Source organism: Nocardia sp. NPDC003963 (assembly GCF_053605105.1).
Genome location: NZ_JBSGIP010000006.1, coordinates 154,294 through 167,778, shown reverse-complemented (window position 1 = coordinate 167,778; position 13,485 = coordinate 154,294). Strand labels below are relative to the sequence as shown.

The following is a 13,485-nucleotide window of genomic DNA, read 5'->3' as shown; positions in this document are numbered from 1 at the left end:
CGCGATCCGGCGGCTACGACGTGGGTGCCGGTTCCCAGGTGCCCGCCCAGCCGTCGTCGGTTTCGTCGTCCTCACCGGAGCATCCCCACGGGGAGCATCCGCGTCGGACCTGTTCGTCGGCGAGGGCGTCGAACAGGTCGATCTGGCGGGATTTCCATTCGGGGCCGGTCACGTGGTCGATGGGGGCCTGGTCCAAGGGGACACGCGAGGAGTGCAGGAACGCTTCTCCACGCAGGACATCCCCGTTGTGCAGAGCGCGGGCCGCACCGTGGCGGATGCGACGATCGAAATCGAGAGCATCGGCCCAATCATCAGGGCGATGGTCGCGCATCTCGCGCCAGTAGGCGTTGGAGTGGCGCGGGCAGCCGACGCAGACGCTGCGCGGGGTGGACTCGAAACCGTGGGCAGCGAGGTAGCGTTCGCAGTCGGTGCGGGTCCACCCGACGCGGGCGCGGGCAGTGCCCCCGGGCAGGAACAGCAGCGGGAAGCGGTGTTTCATGTAGGAGACATCCTCGGTGATGCGGGCCGCGCGCGAGCTCTCGTCGGAGGAGATCCCGATCCACTGATCGGTGTAGACCCCGACAGGCACGGGTCGGGGGTGCTCGTAGCCCAGCAAATGACGGACTTGCGGTTTAAGTGCGGCAATCTTGTATTCGGCGGTGCACTGGCGTCGCAGCATCCCCTGTGAGCCGTCGTGGCCTCGGATGTAGAGCGGCATCTGTGCGTAGCGGGCGGCGGCGTCGAGGGCGTCGTTGCGGATGTTGCCCCGGCTCACCCGGAAGATCGGAATGCCCGCGGGCGCCGCTACTTCCCGTTCCAGGCGGTCGAGGTGGGCATACACCGCTGCCGATTCCCATCCGGTGTCGGCGAACACTGCGGCGTCCAGTTTCGGCAACCGGCCGTGCGCCGAGAGCAGCAGCAACGTGGTCGACTGCACCCCCGCACCCAGCGACAGCACCCGCAGCGGGATGAGGACCTCGGGGATGACGAGCTGTTCGGGTCGGCGGCGAAGAGAAGTGGGCGTAGTCGTGGTCGTGGTGATGTCGAGCGCGTGGTGTGTCATCGGCATTCCTGGTCCTGGGATGGCGGGTGGCGTGGTCACCGGCGGGCGCCGCTGTCGGCGGGTGTGTGCTGGTCGAGGAGGTCTTGGGCGGCGGCCGCCAGCTCGGATGCGGCGGCGGCTTCGGCGTCGGGGCCGCGCCCGGCGGCGCGACGGAACGAGGCCAGCGCGGCGCCCAGCTCGCGCAGCGACTCGTGGGGGGCCGGGGCGGGCCGGCTGAGCGTGATCGCGGGATCCAGGCCCGGGACACTTCGTCCGGCGCGCAGCGCGGCGATGTCGACGGCGGTGAGTGCGGTGGCCGCCACGAGCCGGTCGGCCAGCGGCCCGGCGGTCGCGTCGAGGTAGGCGAGCTGGCCTTCGTCGTCGAAGAGGAACACGGTCAGTTGTGTGTCGGGGCCGTGGCCGGTCAGCAGGTCACTGCCGAGTTCGATGCGCAGGCCGTTGCGAAGTTCTCCGCACAGGGCGCGCTGCGCGCCGCCGATGCAGGCCACGTGCGCGGGCCACCGGCACAGGGCGGTGAGGGCGGCCAGTTCGGTGCCATAGTGCCGGGTCAGGTCGTCGTCGGTGAACATGATGTCTCCTGTGCCGGGTGGGCGGCGTGCCGCCCACCCGGCGTGGTGATGAGGGGTGGTTGGGGTCAGTGCGGGTCGGCGCGGCGGGCCGGTGCGCGCCGTAGTGCGCGCAGAGCGGCCCGCAGCGCGCGCCTGGGCGGGGGTGCGGGCGCGTCGGTGCGGGGGCTTGCCATGGCGGGGGTGGTGAGCGCGGCCGGGAGGGCGTGCTCGCAGTGGCTGTGGTCGCTGCGGGCGTCCGGGCGGTCGGGGTGGTCGAGCTCGGAGTAGGTGGCGCATCCGGCCGCGAAGCCGGGCACCGCGTCGACGACGATGACCGGACCCTCACCCAGGCCCGCGATGGCCTCGGCTTCGACCTCGCGGTAACCGAGTGCGACCACCGGGATCTCGAAGATGTCCCAGTTGTCGCGGTCGTGTGGGCGGGCGGCGACGCGGGTCGTGCGGGTCTCGAGTCCCAGCTCTTCGCGGACGGCGCGGATATCGTGCGGGTTGATCGCCCCGTCACCGAGCCAGCACTCCACATAGCGGGTGAGGTCGGCGGGGGCGGGTCGGCTGGCGTGCACGCTGATGCGGCCGCCATCCGAGCGCACCGAGGCCATGCCCGCCCACTCGCGGTGCAGGGTGCGGAAATTGGCGAGCGCGACCGGATCGATGCGGCCTTCCGGGTCGATCGCGGTGGTGAAGGTGAGAACGAGCCATTCGTCGCTGTCGTGGTGCCAGGGGTGATCGGCGGCGATCGCGTCGCGGCGGACGGGGTCGTAGCCGTGGTCGGTTTCGGTGCCGAAATATCGGGTCAGGGCTTCGGCGACCGATATCGTCCGGACCGCGACGATCTCGCCGGAGCCGGGCCGCCGGTCCAGAGCGCGGGCGCGGGCCGCGGCGTCGGTGAGGGTGGCGGCGATGATCTCTTCGGTGTCTCCGTCGGCGAAATCGACGTGCCACAGGGTGTCGTGGTTCATGGGCGAGGTCCTTCCCGGTGCGGGGTGCGGGGGCGGCCGACGGTGGCGATCGTGGCGGGGGTGCGCGACAGCCGGTAGAGGTAGATGTTTTGGTGGCCGGTGGCGGCGGTGTGCTCGGCGTCCAGGGCGGGCACAGAGCGGTCGGAGGGGTCGAACCAGTCCGAGCGCCAGCCACATCCGGGGGTGCGGCATGCGAACAGGCAGTACTCGGCGTAATCGCTGTCGGCGCTGGCGGGCAGGGCGGGCAGCGGGCCCGGGGTGGATTCGAGACGCGTCATCAGAAGTCCTCCTCGTCCGGGATGGTCAGGACCTCGATCAGTGGTGCGGGGCCCGGCGGGATGACGCGGCGCAGCGCGCCGGTGACCGGGTGCGGTGTGCCGTGTTCGCGGGCCATACGGTTGACGTAGGCCAGCATGTTTTTGGTGGAGCCTCCGAAGTAGTGGTCGGCGAGGGCGGCGACCGCGCGCTGCTGGTGGCCGGGGGCGTAATCGCGGCCCGCGGCGACGGTTTTCCCGCAGCCGCAGGCACAGCTCGCCGGCGGGCCGGTCTCGCGGGGCGTGCGCCGGCGGCGCGCGGGTTTCGCCCCGGCGCCGGCGCTCGCGGCGGGCGGGGTGGCGGGAGGGTCCAGGTAGCCGATCAGCGCGCGGACCGCTGCGGCGGCGGCCTCCGGGCTGCCGTGGGAATCCCAGGTGTGCCAGTCGGCGGCCCGTGCAGGGTCGGTGATCTCGTCGAGCAGGCGCCGGGCCTCGCCGAGCGTAGCCGGGGGGCGGGGCGCGTCGGTGGTGGCCCACAGATGGAGTGCGGGGAAAGGACTGCCGTTGCGGTGCGGCCATATCGGGTGGCCGGACCGGTACAGGAAGCGGCGCGCGATCGCTTTCGCTTCCACCTCCAGCAGTGCGGTCGAGGGGGTGTGGGCCAGCATGGCCACCACCTGGTCGTAGACGTGGCCGACGTCGGGTCCGGACATGAGTGCGTGTTCCTTCCGTGAGGTAGGGGCGCGCGGCGGCGCCCCGGGGGCCGGGAAGAGTGCCCCGGCCCCGGGAGCGGTCTGTCAGCGGAGGCGTTCGAGGTAGCGGATGAGGGCGGCCATGGCCACGAGGGTCGATCCGCGTTCGCCTGCGTGCGGCCAGGTCTCGGCGTCGTTGAGTTGGTGCATGGCGCGCACGTGGCGGGCCTGGGTGAGCAGCTCCTCACGCGAGACCTCGTCGGTGTCGATGAAGTGGCCGCCCCAGTGCTGCAGCGTCGTGCGGTCCTCGGCCCAGCCGAGGGCGATGAGCCGGGCTTCGTTGTCGGTGATCCCGGCGTTGTCCGGATAGTCGCGCAGGTCGGTGTTGGCATACAGCCACTGCGCCACGGTCTGTGATGTGTGGTGCTGGCGCAGGTAGCCGATCAACACGTCCACGACGGCGGCCGCCGCGTCCGGTGTGCCGCCCTCGTCCCAGATCTGCCACCCGGTCTGATAGGCCGGGTCGAGGATCTCGGAGCGCATCCGCTGTGCTTCCTCGATCAGGCTCTCGGAGCGGATCCAATCGGCCTTCTCGCCGTTGGTGGCCCACTCGTAGAGGGTGACGAAGGGCTCCCCGCTGCCCCATACGGCCTGGCTCAGCCCGGCGAACCAGCGTTGCGGGATGGAGCGGGCTTCCAGCCCGCCCAGGGGCGCGTCCGGGTCGTCGGCGAGTTTGGCCACGACCCGGTCATAGGTCTCGGGCAGGTACTCGTAGAGGTCGTACTCGGGCGCGGGGGAGCTGGGGGCGTCGAGCGGCCAGATGCGTTCGACCTTGACGACCCGATAGAACTCGGTGTCGAGCTGGTCGGGACCGTAGGGCCGCCACCCGTTCTGTTCGAGAACATCATCGGGGTCTTTGCCGATGGGATCGGCGGGCCTGCTGCAGGAGTAGGTGGCGATCGGTGGGCTGCCCGGGCAGTTGTCGACGGTGATGACGATGTCGGCGGGCATCAGGTCCTGGTCACAGTCGATGGTGTCGTCGGTGACGATGCGGGCGGTGAACTTCGCGCCGTCGGGGATCGCCGGTTGCTGTGGCGCGATCTTCTTGGCCCGGTTCAGCGCAGCGCGCAGCGGGCCGATCATGGCGATCGGCAGCGGGGCGGCGAAATCGCCGCCGAGGGATGCTGTGCCGTTGGGCAGCACGTGGACATGGCCTTCGCCTATCTTGCAGCGGGCGGTGACCACACTGGCGCCGTGGGCGTCGCGGGTGACGGTGATCTTGTGAGCCATGACAGGTTTCTCCTTCTGGATGGGGGTGAGGGGGTTGGACGGCGGGTGGGGCCCGGCGGGCCGAGCCCCACCCGGGTCGGCCTGGATCAGGCCGGGATCAGTAGCCGGTCGGCGCCCGAGTGTGAGGGCCAGCGCTCGATGTCCTCGCCGGTGACGGCCTCCATCAGCGCGGAAACGATCACTTCCGCGCAGGCGGGGGTGACGGCGTTGCCGAGCTGGCGGACCTTCTGGCGTTTGTTGCCGACAAGGATGTAGTCGCGGCCGAACGCCATGGCGTCCCGGATTTCCTCGGGGGTGAGCATCCGGAACCGCACGTTGTCGATATCGCGTTCGCTGATGACATCGACGAGGGCGAAGCGGTCGCGGGTCGACAGCGTCCCGACCGGTTCGGCGGTCGGGCGGGCGCGGCCGGTGCCGTAGTAGGGCACCAACATCGACTGCCACACCTCGTTGGGCATGTGCGCGGGTGTGACCAGGCCGTGGTGGTTGCCGCTGGCGGTGACCGTGGCCAGGGACTCGGCCGCCGAGCGGGCATCGGAGCTGCCGCCACGCAGCTCGGCCACGAACGGCCAGAACGCCAACCCGGTTTCGGCGCGGGCGGTCTGGGTCCGCAACGGCATGGACGCGAGCCGGGCTTCCTTGCCCTCGCGGCCTTCCATCGGCACCACCAGCGGCGGAGTGCCCGGCCCGTGCCCGCTGCCGTCGGCCACGATCGTGGTCAGCTGCTGGTGCAGGCCGATGGTGCGCGGGCGGCCCGAGCGCAGCAGCGCCAGGAACGACTCCGAGACCGCGATCCCGTCGTTCTCCCGGGTGGTGCGGGCAGGCATCGGCCCATCGACCCCGACCGCGCCCTCACGCCACGTGCCGCCGGTCGGCACCGTCATCGGCACCTGAGCGCCGTACCGGCGCAGCCCGACCCGGATCCGCTCCATGGTCTTGTCGGCCAGCGGGGTCTTGCGGTCACCGATGCGGGTGCCCGGCAGGCTCCAGTCGATCGCGGCGGCCGCCGGGACCGCCGGTGGCTCCACGACCGTGTTTCCGCAGGACACGTGCGGGCACCGGTAGACGTACTGGGCGCGGTAGCGGCCCATATCGTTGCCCGGCTTCTTCCACGACTGCACCGCCTGGATCCACTCGTCACACGACGGGCAGTAGGCCGTCGGGCGCAGCCACTTGTCGAAATCCGGAGTCCGGTCCAGGCTTTCATGCCAATAGGCCAGATACAGCCGGTCGCGGCTCTGCGGCACCCACCGCGAACGCGCGGGCTGGGCGTGCATCGAGTTCAACGCGATCAGCCGGACCTGGTAGCCCAGGCGGCGGATCCGGGAGATCCAGCGGTCCCACTGGTCCCAGCGCCGGACATCGACCACGTTCTCGACCGCCCCGGCCAATACCAGGCCGCCGCGTGCGATCACACCTTCGAGGTAGAGCGGGACCTCTTCCATCAGAGCGCGGCTGCGCTCGGCCTCGTCGCGTTTGGCCTTCTCACGTGGATCGGTGACCGTGTCGAACAGCTCGGCTTGCAGGCTGTGCTGGTAGGTCTGCTTCTTGCCCCGCGCCGCCGACCACTGAGGGCATTCCGGGCTCGCCCAGAACAGATCGGCCATCGGCCAGCGGCCGACGGGTTCGTCGCGGATATCTCCGATCCAATGATCGGTGGTGGGAAAGTTCGCGGCATGCGATTCGATCGCCAGGTCCCAGTGGTTGGCCGCCCAGCCCACCTCCAGGTCCGGAATCACATGCAGCCCTTGACTGGTCCCACCTGCCCCGCAGAACCAATCCATAACCGTCAACGTCATCTCGTTGCGTTCCTTGTAAGCTGAAGAGTTGGCGCGGGCCGGGCGGATGACAGCCGTCCGGGCCGCGCCGACTCGTCGGATCGGCGAGAGGGTTCAGGACTCGGCGCACGGCCGCAGCCGCAGGGGGCTCACCGGCCACACCCAGGCAGGCGGTATCGGAGCGGCCGAATTGCGCACGCGGGGTCCAGCAGCGGAGTAATGCGCAGGACACGGAGGCGGGGCACCCCACAGCACATCGGGTTCGGTGGGCTCGGTGCGGGCTCGGTGCGTGTGGTTGGCTGCGGGCCGCACGCTGAAAGGGGTGGCATAACCCAGGCGGCGGATCTCGCCGGACCAGATCCGGTAACGCTCCCGTTCGAGCGACTTGAGGAGCTCGATGGCGATACAAGAGGGGTGGCCGCCGGTATCAGCGGACTCGGGCAGGGATGGGGGCAGCGCAGCGCGCATGGCAAGGCTCTTTCGGGTGCGAGGGGAGTGTCGGAGATGGTTTCCGGGGGATCAGACTTCCCCGCCGACACTTATAACGTACCAAACGTACGCATTGAACACAAGCCGAACCTACTGCAGCGCAACACTTTTCGGGTGTCGCCAAGATCAACCGGTACGTTTGGTACATTCCATAGGTGCAAGCCATCGAAACGACCAGAGCGCGGGGACGATTCACCGCTCTCGTCAAGGACGCCGCAGCAGGCCAGCAGTACTACGTACTCACCCACCACGGCAAGATCGAAGCCGTCCTCATCGGCTACACCGACTGGACCGAAGGCGCCAAACACTTGCCTGTCGCCGAGGAGCTGCGGCAAACCATGTCGGCGATCCATGCGCGCAACCACCTTAGTGAATGCCGCACAGCCGCCCGTGACGACGGCGTTCACACCCTTCTGACGGTCCACGCCGGAAACCGGAAAGACCCCACCGAGCCCAGCGCCGTTCTCGCGCCCCACCCCTGGGTAATCGAGGCACTCGACGTCGGCGGGCCCATCGCCGAGCCCGACCACACCACCCCCGCCGGGGCGGCAACCACTGAGCCCGAAAGCACCCCAGCCGACGCCGTGGTCCTCAGCGCCAACCAAGCCCGCGCCGGCTTCCCCGGCTACGTCAAAGACGCCGCCGCGGGACAGCAATTCCTGCTCCGCAACCGCGGCAGCATCGAAGCGAGACTGCTCGGATACCCACAGTGGCTGGACCTGTGCACGACACACCCCGTCGACTCAGAACTCCAACAGAGCATGGGCGTCATCGCCGCACGAGACCACCTCGGCGAATGCCGCACCGCCGCCCATATCAGCGGCATCCACACCCTGATCACCGCCGACGCCGACAAATACACCGACCCCACCCACGCCATCAAAGCCGTGCTCACCCCCTACCCATGGGCCACCAACACCCCGCGGTAATCCGAATTACGCGACGACCCAGGGGCGGCCCGATCTGGACTTGCGTTTGATGCATATATCTACATATCACCTTGGCTGCCCGCGCATCGGGGAGCCCGAACAGCAATGCCTTAGCACAGAGCAGTTCAAGCCAGTGGCAGCGGCGGGGCCGTGTGACTGTGCAGTGGTGCAGTCCAGCTGGCCAGTCGTCCGTCAGGTCACCGCGGACGCCAACATAGCCCAGGTAGGCGCCACTTACACAACTACAGCACATTGGCAGCAATCTGAATGTTTGCTGTTCATCAACTATTACCGCACGCTTGGCGGCAAATGGCCAATTATCGGCGAGTAATGCGAAGAGACGGCGCTGCTACGTCCCGAACCGGATAACCCCCGGTCTCGTACATACGCTCGATCGCACGTCGCCCGGCGTTAAGGCCGGAGGCCCGGAGGCCGTGGTAAGCACTGGCCTGGTCTGACCGATGTCTAGCGCCGATAAACCGGCCCCTACAGGCGGGGCCGGCCGATTCCGATGTGACATTCAGCGGAGGTTACCGGGGAGTGTGCGCGTATGGATGGGCGTTGAGCTTCGGGGTCTTGCGCTGCTTGCCGAAGTAGGACTTGTGCTCCGCGATCGTGTGATCGTCGAGGATCTCGAAGTACCCGCGGTCGGCGTACACATGCCGCGGCATGTCGGGGCCCTCGGCCGCCATCTCCTCGATCTTCTTCAGGTACTCCGGGTCCCAATTCTCCCCCGTGGTAACAGCCATATCGTGCTCGGCCAGCCAGCGCGGCACCGAAGCGTAGCGTTCCACCTTGCCTGTTTCGAGGTACCAGGTGAGGTTGACATGTGTGCCGGTCTCTTCGACCCAGTGCAAGATCTCGACGCCCTCCGTTATCTGACGGAGAGTCGGGATCTGGACAGCGTGACGGCCCTCGTGCGGGCCCGCTTTGAGGTGGTACTCGATGAAATCAGGCCCGGTGAACCAGGGTTCGAAGACCCAGCCGTTGGGAAGGAAGAGGCGCAGGTGTTTTCCGACGATGGATTTCAGCATATGGCGGACGGGGTTCACCCCGGATCGAGGGGCAGACCCCTGCCCCCTTTCCGACTCGCACAGCAAAAACGGTAAATCCAAGATCATCATTTCATAGGTTCAGCAACTGCGAGCCCAAATGAACGACACCACCTACCACCAGATCACGAAGTGGCCAGCTCGACGAACCGCAGGGCCAGACCCGCAGTTTGGAATCGTCGCGCACGTTCGGAAGCCGTCGACAGCTGGATGGAAGCCGCACGTGCTCCATTCAGACTGACCAACGCACCGGCAACACTGACAACGCACGGTGGAACGGCCCGGGACGCCACCGCAGGTCACCTGTCGACACTGCCAGCTCCATGTCAGGTAGACGATCGAGCAACTGATCAACTGAATGCTTTGCCACTAGGTAGCCAAGGTCTTTCGCCGGGCAAGCATGCGACCCTACACTCCAGGCGAGGTGTGAGCGGTTCCCGACATGGCTATCGCCGTGCCGCATCGTTTCCGGGTCGTTGTTACAGGCGGCGAGACTTATGAGAACTGGTTGATGCGGTGGAAACCACTTATCGTCGATCATGACCGGCCGGGAAGGATACGTCGTACAGAAATTCCCCATCGGCGGATCATGAAAAAGCACGGCGTCGAGCGCGTCGCGAGTGGACAGGCTGCCTCCGAGAAGGCGGCCCCCTAGCCCGTCGTCCGTCAGCATAGACAGAATGGTGTTCACTACCAGGTTGCGCTGAGCCTCGACGCCGGCCGCGTAGAAACTCATGATGTTGGCCAGTACCTCGTTGTCGTCCAACCGTTCCGAGTGATGCAGCAACCACGATGTGACATCTTCGCCTGGCTCTGCGCGTTTCGACGCGACCAGCTCCGCAAGTGCACGATTGACCATCTGCGTTCCCTCCGCAGCGTCTACTGGCTGGATCCGATTGTCGGCGTCCACCGCGTCGAAACGAGCGGCCATGCCCGCAGCTATGACCTGCCCGAGGTCTGGAGAGCAACCCACGATGTCGTTGAGAACCCGCATGACCAGGGGAAAGGCATACTGCGTTACCAAGTCGGCAACACCGTTCACACAGAAGTCGTCGATGAGGACATCTGCGACGGTCTCCACGGTGCCGATCACGTCATGGAGGTCGACCTTGTCCAGGCATTCCCTGCAGGCTCTTCGATAGCGATCGTGCGCGCCGCCAGTGGAGTACCGCGCCGCCTGGCGGTGCCGCATCATTGGCAACACCGGTGAGTCTTCGGGGACGGTAGCTTGCCACATCCGCGGATCAGCCGGGAAACGATCTGGGTCGTTCAGTATCTGAACAGCCAGAGGGTGAGACAGCACTAAGGTGGCCGGCACACCTGGCGCGATCTCGACCGGAGCCATCGCGCCGTAGCGCTGCCGCAGCATCTCATACCGGCCATGGGGATCATCCGCGAATGCCTGAGAATACAAGTTGGTAATGTCACTCGGATCACGCGGTTTCGGCTCCAGCTGCGAGGGGACCGGACCGGTCCCGCATCCGTGTGGCATGGCCGGAGGCGATGATGTGGTCAAGGGCTTCTCCAGGTCGGGATATCGGTGTCTGCACGTTGACGAACGGCTTCGTTGCCGCTGACGCGCCAGCTGTCTGGCAGATTGCCCCGCCGCTGATTCGCAACCGCCCCACGGCTCTCTAACCCGCACACCCATCGTCATTCCAGTGGCCAAGCGAGCGGAGTCACCGATGTTGGGCACGGCATCGTGCTGACGACGAACCTTCCACATCTGTGACCCGATAGAAATCCGAAGGATTACGTACGTCGGATACGTACAGGAGGTTTTCGAACCATAGTTGGCCATCAAGCGCAGGCGTTGTCAGCTCCTCCCCGTCGGCGCTTGGCTCAATGTTTCTGCACACTCACAGGCTTGTGGCAGGAAATCATTTGGAGCTGAGCACCGCGACACTGCACGTTCTGGGACTTTCCCGCACCAACCGGTCAGTACGAAAATTGATGACGGTCGGCTGCAAAGGCACGTCGCGGGCCGAACCGTAGATGAAGACCTGCTATACGTAGCCGACGTACGTAGCATTCTGTATTTCCACGCGATCGCATGTGTGAGACCTTGGATAGGTTGATAGCGCCCGAGAGCGGAGGTAAAGATCGAGATGGCACGTTGCAGCGCACCCTCTGCGCTCCCGGCATGCGTAGCCGATTAGACCTGCTGGTCAGCGCAAACCTAATCAGGAGAAGCCATGCAATGCCGAGTGACCTACGGAATTAGTTCATCCAGTTTCGCTTGGTAAGCGAGAACCTCGGTCACCAACCCGATCGGCAACAGAAATCCCACGGGTTATCTTTTCAATTCCGGTCGAACAGAAAAAGTAACCAGGAAAGGCATTCGCATGTCAGTTGACGCCGCGCACCCCGCTTCGCCGGTCTTGATCGTTGGCGCCGGCCCGAGCGGCATGACGCTGGCTATCGAGCTACGCCGCCGGAATATTCCTTGCAGGATAATAGATGCCGCAGACGGCCCTCTCAAGACCTCTCGATCTTTCACGGTACATTCTCAAACGCTCCTCCAGTTGCAGCAGCTCGGAATTGCCACCGATTTTCTGCGTGAGGGCTTGGAGAGTTACTCGATGGACTATCACTTCCTCGACCATAGCGAGTCCGCGCAATTGGATTTTCGGGCGCTCGGAGGCCGATTCCCGTATATTCTGATCCTCAACCAGAACCGCACTGAGGCCATCCTGCGAGACCATCTCGCTTCCCTCGGGGTGACGGTGGAATGGGGCACAAGGTTGGTAGACCTTTCCGTAGATCCCACTGGCAGCGTTACTACCACCTTGGCACATGACAATGCAGTGGAAGTGCTGGCATACGACTGGGTAGTCGGTTGCGATGGGGTCCGGAGCACTGTGCGCCGACTTATCGGCGCCGAATATGCAGGTAGCGACTACACCGGCACGACTATGAGGATGATGGATCTGCCGATCCACAATCTCCCCCTGGGCGACTCGAGTATTCACTACCTTATCGGCAAAAACCGAATGGTACTTGTTACGCGCCTCCCCAGTGATAATTACCGCCTCCTTATCAGCGATAAGGGGGATACTCCCGAATCGAGCCTCACAGTGGAGGCTTTCCAAGCCGTAATGGACCAGCATTTCCGCGGAGTGACCCTTGGGAAACCCAACTGGGGCTCCCAGTTCGACGTTCGCCATCGGCTCAGCGACCTGTACATAAAGGGAAACGTAGTTCTATGTGGGGATGCCGCGCACATTCATTCGCCAGCCGGGGGTATGGGCATGAATTGCTGTGTTCAAGATGCGTTCAATCTGGGTTGGAAGCTGGCATGGGTAATCAACGGAACCGCTAAGAAGTCGCTGATCGAAACCTATCCAGATGAGCGCCGCCCAGTCGACTCTCAAGTCAAGGAGGGCGCCGACCTGCTCCACCAGGTGATTCTGGCCCATGGCGATTCCATAAACGATCGGATGAGTATCGTACGAGCGCCGGGATTCAATCAAACTGCTGTGGGACGCATTTCGGGCCGCAGTTACAGCTACCGCGACGTCGTTTCGACCCCTTCGGGTGTGGAGAAGTCGACCGGCCTCAGAGCTGGAGACAGCGCTCTAGACATAATGGTCAATCAAGATGTCGCTGCACGAGACCTGTTCGCTCACCCTGGTTACACATTGATGTACCTCCCACGAACCCGACCGGAGAGGGAAGTATCTACTCTGGCAGAACGGATCACGCGGCGCTACGGGGCTCACGTGCGTAACGCGGTAGTGATCCCACCGAGCGCTGGGGCGGCGAGATATCCGGGCGCGATTTTTGCAGATAGTAACGACGTGCACCAGCATTATGGTTTCGGTGAATTGGACGGTTTGGTACTGGTGCGTCCGGACGGCTATGTGGCAGCGCGGTGCCTGATGAGAGACCAGGATGACGTCTTTGCAAGCCTCTCCGAAGTGCTGGCCTAAGAGTCAGCGACGAGAGCTTGGATACCGTGGCGTAGGGCGGCAGGCGACTTCACGCCCAACGTGGTGCTGCTAGGTGCGAGCGCGGTGCCAGACTTAGCGGTGCAATTCGGAAATAGCAGTCAGCGCTCCGGATTTGGAGAGAAACACATCACCCGTGTAGGTGAATCGTCTCGCGGTCATCCGACCTCGAGGTAGTTCGGCAACAGGAGAAATGGTGGGGATCGGCCTGAGTGAAGACGTGCGTTCACAGAAGCTTTTGAACCGCGAGCAAATCGGCGCCGAGTTTTCTGTACCGGACCATGAGTTGGACCGGCCTGGGTTTCCGGAGCCACGGATCCTTGACGCCTGTCCTTACTGGGATGGCTCAGAGGTCTGGAGCTGGCTAGCCATCCATGCGCCCAGTGCCGCCGTAGCTGCGCCGCTACGGCACTGGGCCCCTACTGGCGATCCTCGAAACACGGCTGTTCGTCCGATTCCACAG

Annotated in this window: 11 protein-coding genes; 2 read left to right on the top strand and 9 right to left on the bottom strand. The window is 65.4% G+C overall.

The annotated features are described in order from the left end of the window. Positions 1–13: 13 nt before the first annotated feature. The 7 genes from ACWEWT_RS15575 to ACWEWT_RS15545 form a co-directional block, all read right to left on the bottom strand. A complete protein-coding gene (locus ACWEWT_RS15575; RefSeq protein WP_452559449.1) occupies positions 14–1,063 on the bottom strand; it encodes a hypothetical protein in 1,050 nt (349 codons plus the stop codon). A 35-nt stretch (positions 1,064–1,098) separates the two neighbouring features. After that, on the bottom strand, positions 1,099–1,632 hold the full coding sequence (locus ACWEWT_RS15570; protein WP_452559447.1) for a hypothetical protein: 534 nt from the start codon (positions 1,630–1,632) through the stop codon (positions 1,099–1,101). Between the two features lie 65 nt (positions 1,633–1,697). Further along, on the bottom strand, positions 1,698–2,588 hold the full coding sequence (locus tag ACWEWT_RS15565) for a hypothetical protein (RefSeq protein ID WP_452559445.1): 891 nt from the start codon (positions 2,586–2,588) through the stop codon (positions 1,698–1,700). Then, positions 2,585–2,866: a hypothetical protein gene (locus ACWEWT_RS15560; RefSeq protein WP_452559443.1), complete on the bottom strand. Its 282-nt coding sequence runs from the start codon at positions 2,864–2,866 to the stop codon at positions 2,585–2,587. Before ACWEWT_RS15560 ends, ACWEWT_RS15565 begins: the two co-directional genes overlap by 4 nt. Further along, entirely contained in the window at positions 2,866–3,555 is a 690-nt protein-coding gene (locus ACWEWT_RS15555; RefSeq protein WP_452559441.1) for a hypothetical protein, read from the bottom strand. Before ACWEWT_RS15555 ends, ACWEWT_RS15560 begins: the two co-directional genes overlap by 1 nt. Positions 3,556–3,639: 84 nt before the next feature. After that, positions 3,640–4,824, bottom strand: coding sequence for a hypothetical protein (locus ACWEWT_RS15550; RefSeq protein WP_452559439.1), 1,185 nt, complete (start codon positions 4,822–4,824; stop codon positions 3,640–3,642). 86 nt (positions 4,825–4,910) lie between these two features. Next, on the bottom strand, positions 4,911–6,623 hold the full coding sequence (locus tag ACWEWT_RS15545) for a DNA cytosine methyltransferase (protein WP_452559437.1): 1,713 nt from the start codon (positions 6,621–6,623) through the stop codon (positions 4,911–4,913). A 623-nt stretch (positions 6,624–7,246) separates the two neighbouring features. On the opposite strand from ACWEWT_RS15545, the gene ACWEWT_RS15540 reads away from it, so the two are divergent. Next, positions 7,247–8,020, top strand: a complete 774-nt coding sequence (locus ACWEWT_RS15540; RefSeq protein ID WP_452559435.1) for a type II toxin-antitoxin system Phd/YefM family antitoxin — start codon at positions 7,247–7,249, stop codon at positions 8,018–8,020. A 530-nt stretch (positions 8,021–8,550) separates the two neighbouring features. Here ACWEWT_RS15540 and ACWEWT_RS15535 read toward each other — a convergent pair. After that, positions 8,551–9,054 (bottom strand): phenolic acid decarboxylase, encoded by a 504-nt coding sequence (locus ACWEWT_RS15535; RefSeq protein WP_452559434.1) that lies wholly within the window; start codon positions 9,052–9,054, stop codon positions 8,551–8,553. Positions 9,055–9,304: 250 nt separating this feature from the next. Further along, positions 9,305–10,486, bottom strand: a complete 1,182-nt coding sequence (locus ACWEWT_RS15530; protein WP_452559432.1) for a cytochrome P450 — start codon at positions 10,484–10,486, stop codon at positions 9,305–9,307. 931 nt (positions 10,487–11,417) lie between these two features. On the opposite strand from ACWEWT_RS15530, the gene ACWEWT_RS15525 reads away from it, so the two are divergent. Then, positions 11,418–13,004, top strand: coding sequence for an FAD-dependent monooxygenase (locus ACWEWT_RS15525; RefSeq protein WP_452559430.1), 1,587 nt, complete (start codon positions 11,418–11,420; stop codon positions 13,002–13,004). The last annotated feature ends 481 nt before the right edge of the window (positions 13,005–13,485 follow it).

Coding starts and splice junctions, on each gene's coding strand:
- ACWEWT_RS15575 (WP_452559449.1), bottom strand. CDS start 1,063: ATGACACACCACGCGCTCGACATCACCACGACCACGACTACGCCCACT.
- ACWEWT_RS15560 (WP_452559443.1), bottom strand. CDS start 2,866: ATGACGCGTCTCGAATCCACCCCGGGCCCGCTGCCCGCCCTGCCCGCC.
- ACWEWT_RS15555 (WP_452559441.1), bottom strand. CDS start 3,555: ATGTCCGGACCCGACGTCGGCCACGTCTACGACCAGGTGGTGGCCATG.
- ACWEWT_RS15570 (WP_452559447.1), bottom strand. CDS start 1,632: ATGTTCACCGACGACGACCTGACCCGGCACTATGGCACCGAACTGGCC.
- ACWEWT_RS15565 (WP_452559445.1), bottom strand. CDS start 2,588: ATGAACCACGACACCCTGTGGCACGTCGATTTCGCCGACGGAGACACC.
- ACWEWT_RS15535 (WP_452559434.1), bottom strand. CDS start 9,054: ATGCTGAAATCCATCGTCGGAAAACACCTGCGCCTCTTCCTTCCCAAC.
- ACWEWT_RS15550 (WP_452559439.1), bottom strand. CDS start 4,824: ATGGCTCACAAGATCACCGTCACCCGCGACGCCCACGGCGCCAGTGTG.
- ACWEWT_RS15545 (WP_452559437.1), bottom strand. CDS start 6,623: ATGACGTTGACGGTTATGGATTGGTTCTGCGGGGCAGGTGGGACCAGT.
- ACWEWT_RS15525 (WP_452559430.1), top strand. CDS start 11,418: ATGTCAGTTGACGCCGCGCACCCCGCTTCGCCGGTCTTGATCGTTGGC.